Consider the following 4,120-nt stretch of genomic DNA (forward strand, 5'->3'; position numbering starts at 1 on the left):
CGGCCGCTCACCTGGACCGGCCGCTGCGCCAGGTCATCGCCGCCGAGCCCGAGCTGCTGGACCGGACGGCGTGGACGCAGCCCGCGTTGTTCGCCGTCGAGGTGGCGTTGTTCCGGCTGCTCGAGTCGTGGGGTGTGCGACCGGACTTCGTGACCGGGCACTCCATCGGCGAGATCGCCGCCGCCCACGTGGCCGGCGTGTTCTCGCTGGCCGACGCGGCCCGGCTGGTCACCGCGCGCGGCGCGCTCATGCAGGCACTGCCGGCCGGCGGCGCCATGCTCTCGGTGCGTGCGCCGGAGGCCAAGGTGGCCCCGCTGCTGGGCGAGGACGTCGCGATCGCCGCGGTGAACGGGCCGAACTCGGTCGTCATCGCCGGCCCGCGGGACGCCGTCGCCGCGATCGGCGACACGCTCGCCGCCACCGGGCACAAGACCAGGTGGCTGACCGTCAGCCACGCGTTCCACTCGCCGCTGATGGACCCGATGCTCGCCGAGTTCCGCACGGTCGTCGCCGGGCTCCGCCTCCACGAGCCGGCCGTCGCGATGCCCGGCGCGGTCACCGACCCCGAGTACTGGGTGAGCCACGTGCGCGAGCCCGTCCGGTTCGCGGACACGGTCACCGGGCTCGCGGACGCCGGCGTCACCACGTTCGTCGAGGTCGGCCCGGACGGCGTGCTGACCGCCATGACCAGCGAGACGCTGGCCGACCGGGACGTGCTCGCGGTGCCGCTGCTGCGCCGCGACCGGCCCGAGGCCGCCACCGCCGTCGCCGCGCTCGGCCTCCTGCACACCCGGGGCGTGCGCGTGGACTGGGCCGCGTTCTTCGCGCCTCACCAGCCGCGCCGCGTCGACCTGCCCACCTACGCCTTCCAGCGCGAACGCTACTGGCTGGCGTCGAGCGCACCGAAAGCCGAGCCGGGACAGCTGGCCGGCGACGACATCGACGCGCGGTTCTGGGCCGCCGTGGAACGCGAGGACCTCGAGGCCCTGGCGGCCACGCTGGAGGTGCCGGACCCGAACACCATCGGCGGGGTGCTGCCCGCACTGGCCCGCTGGCGCCGGGCCCGCCGCGACGAGTCCCTCGTGGACACCTGGCGGTACCGGGTCGACTGGACGCCGGTCGCGAAGGTGCCGACCGCGCGGCTCGCCGGCACCTGGCTGGTGCTGATCCCCGCCGGCCACGGCGAGGACGCCTGGGTGCGCGGTGCGGTCACCGCCCTCACCGAGCACGGCGCCGCCGTGCGCGAGGTGGAGCTCAGGCCACGCGACGGGTCACGCGAACACCTCGTCGACATGCTGTCCGAGATGGACACCGACGGACTGGCCGGGGTGCTGTCCCTGCTCGCCGCGGACCGGCGCCGGTTCCGCGACCACATCTCCGCCGGGTTCGCGCAGAACCTCAGCCTGCTGCAGGCACTCGACGAGCTGGACCTGGCCATCCCGCTGTGGTGCGTGACGAAGGGCGCGCTGTCCGTGTCGCCGGACGACGAGATCCTGGACCCGTCGCACGCGCAGATCTGGGGTCTGGGCCGGGTCGCGGCACTGGAGCACCCGAGCTGCTGGGGTGGCCTGGTCGACCTGCCGCCGGTGCTGGACGACACCGCCCGCACCAGGCTCGCCGCCGCGCTGACCGGTGTGGACGGTGAGGACCAGCTGGCCGTCCGCCCGTCCGGGCTGCTCGGCCGCCGGCTGCGCCGCGCCCCGCTCGGTGCCGTCGAGCCGGGCCAGGCCTGGCGGCCGCGTGGCACCGTCCTGGTCACCGGTGGCACCGGCCAGGTCGGCTCGCGCATCGCCCGCTGGCTGGCCGAGAACGGCGCGGCGCACCTCGTGCTGGCCACCCGGCACGGCAGGCGCTCGGCCGGGTTCGCCGCGCTGGCCAGGGATCTGGCCGCGTACGGCACGAAGGTCACCGGCGTGGCCGCGGACGTGTCCGACAAGGCGGCGGTGAGCAGGCTGCTGGCCGACCTGCCCGACGACCTGACCGCCGTCGTGCACGCCGCGGGCGCCGGGTCGCTGCGGCCGATCGCCGAGATCGAGCTGCCCGACCTGGCCGACTCGATCATCGCCAAGGCGGCCGGTGCCGGCTACCTCGACGAGCTGTTGGGCGACCGACCGCTCGACGCGTTCGTGCTGGTGTCCTCGGCTTCCGGGGTCTGGGGCAGCTCCAGTCACGGTGGCGCCGCCTCGGTGGACGCCTACCTGGCCGCGCTCGCCCAGCGCCGGGCCGCCCGCGGCCTGGCGGGCATGGCGATCGCGTGGGGTCCCTGGCTGGCCGGCCGGCTGCTCGACGACCCCGAGTTCGCCGAGCAGATCAACCGACGCGGGCTCACGCCGCTCGCCCCGTCCCGCGCGCTGACCTCGCTGCAGCGGGCGCTCGACCACCGCGAGACGTTCGTCGCGGTCGTGGACGTGGCGTGGGAGAAGCTGCTGCCGGCGTTCCTCGCCGCCCGGCCGAGCCGGCTGCTCGCCGGCCTGCCCGAGCTGGACGAGCTGGTCGCGGCGGCCACCGCCCGGCCGGCCGACGCGGACGCGCCGGAGCGGCTGCGGCAACGCCTGGTCGGCGCGACCGAGACCGAACGCGCCGACGTGCTCGCCGACCTGGTCGCCGAGCACACGGCCGAGGTGCTCGGGCACCGGTCGGTGCTGGCCGTGGCCGCGGAGACCGGCTTCCTGGAGCAGGGCTTCGACTCGCTGACCGCGATCGAGCTCCGCAACCGGCTCGGCGCGGTGACGGGCCAGCGCCTGCCTAGCACGTTGATCTTCGACTATCCGACGCCCGCCGCACTCGCCGCCTGGCTGCTCACCGAGCTGACGGGCGGTCAGGACGAGGAACCGGACGTGGTGACGGCCACGCACGACAGAGCCGATCTCGACGGTGCCGGACTCCACGGTGCCGGACTCCACGGTGCCGGGATCGACACCGCCGAGATCGACTCGGCCGACGTGCTGGGCCTGCTGCGCATGGCCCGCGAAGCCCTGGACTCCTGAACACCCGGAAGGACCTGCTGATGGACACCGCCAGCCAAGAAGTAGTGGTGGCGCTGCGTGACTCGCTCAAGGAGATCCAGCGGCTGCGGCAGCACAACACCGAACTGCGGGCCGCGGCCGGCGAACCGATCGCGATCATCGGGATGGCCTGCCGCTACCCGGGCGGGGTGACCTCGCCGGAGGACCTGTGGCGACTGGTCGCCGAGGGGAACGACGCGATCTCGTTCCTGCCCGAGAACCGGGGCTGGGACACCGACGCGCTCTACGACCCCGACCCGGACCACGCCGGCACGTCCTACGTGCGGGAGGGCGGTTTCCTGCACGACTGCGCGGAGTTCGACCCGGCGTTCTTCGGCATCTCGCCGCGTGAGGCGCTGGCCATGGACCCGCAGCAGCGACTGCTGCTGGAGACCTCGTGGGAGGCCGTGGAGCGGGCCGGCATCGACCCCGTCTCCCTGAAGGGCCAGAAGGTCGGGGTGTACGCGGGCATCGCGACCTACGACTACGCCGCCCGCTTCCGCACGGTGCCGGCGGAGGTCGAGGGCTACCTGGGCAACGGGTCGGCGGGCAGCGTGGCGTCCGGGCGCGTGGCGTACACGTTCGGTTTCGAGGGCCCGGCGGTCACCGTGGACACGGCGTGCTCGTCGTCGCTCGTCGCGCTGCACCTGGCGATCCAGGCACTGCGCCGCGGTGAGGCGCGGCTGGCGCTGGCGGGTGGCGTGACCGTGCTGTCCACGCCGGCCGGGTTCGTGGAGTTCTCCCGGCAGAAGGGGTTGGCGCCGGACGGGCGGTGCAAGTCGTTCGCCGCGGCGGCGGACGGCACCGCGTGGGGCGAGGGCGCCGGCATGCTGCTGGTGGCGACGCTGTCGGCGGCGCGCAAGCACGGATATCCGGTGCTCGCGGTGATCCGCGGCACGGCCGTCAACCAGGACGGCGCGTCCAGCGGCCTGACCGCGCCGAACGGGCCGGCGCAGCGCAAGGTCATCCGCGCCGCGCTCGCCGACGCCGGACTGTCCACCTCGGACGTGGACGTGGTGGAGGCGCACGGCACCGGCACCACGCTCGGCGACCCCATCGAGGCGCAGGCCATCCTGGCCACCTACGGGCAGAAGCGGGAGCGCCCGCTGCTGCTC

At 74.7% G+C, this 4,120-nt stretch carries 2 protein-coding genes; both read left to right on the forward strand.

Going from position 1 to position 4,120, the window contains the following annotated elements; all coding sequences use genetic code 11:
- Positions 1–2,987 (forward strand): SDR family NAD(P)-dependent oxidoreductase (locus ACJ73U_RS16475; RefSeq protein WP_407778503.1); only part of this gene is annotated, 2,987 nt, incomplete at its 5' end.
- A 20-nt stretch (positions 2,988–3,007) separates the two neighbouring features.
- The coding region (locus ACJ73U_RS16480) for a beta-ketoacyl synthase N-terminal-like domain-containing protein (RefSeq protein ID WP_407778504.1) at positions 3,008–4,120 on the forward strand (1,113 nt) is incomplete at its 3' end.

The organism is Actinophytocola sp. (genome assembly GCF_045807065.1).
GTDB lineage: Bacteria > Actinomycetota > Actinomycetes > Mycobacteriales > Pseudonocardiaceae > Actinophytocola.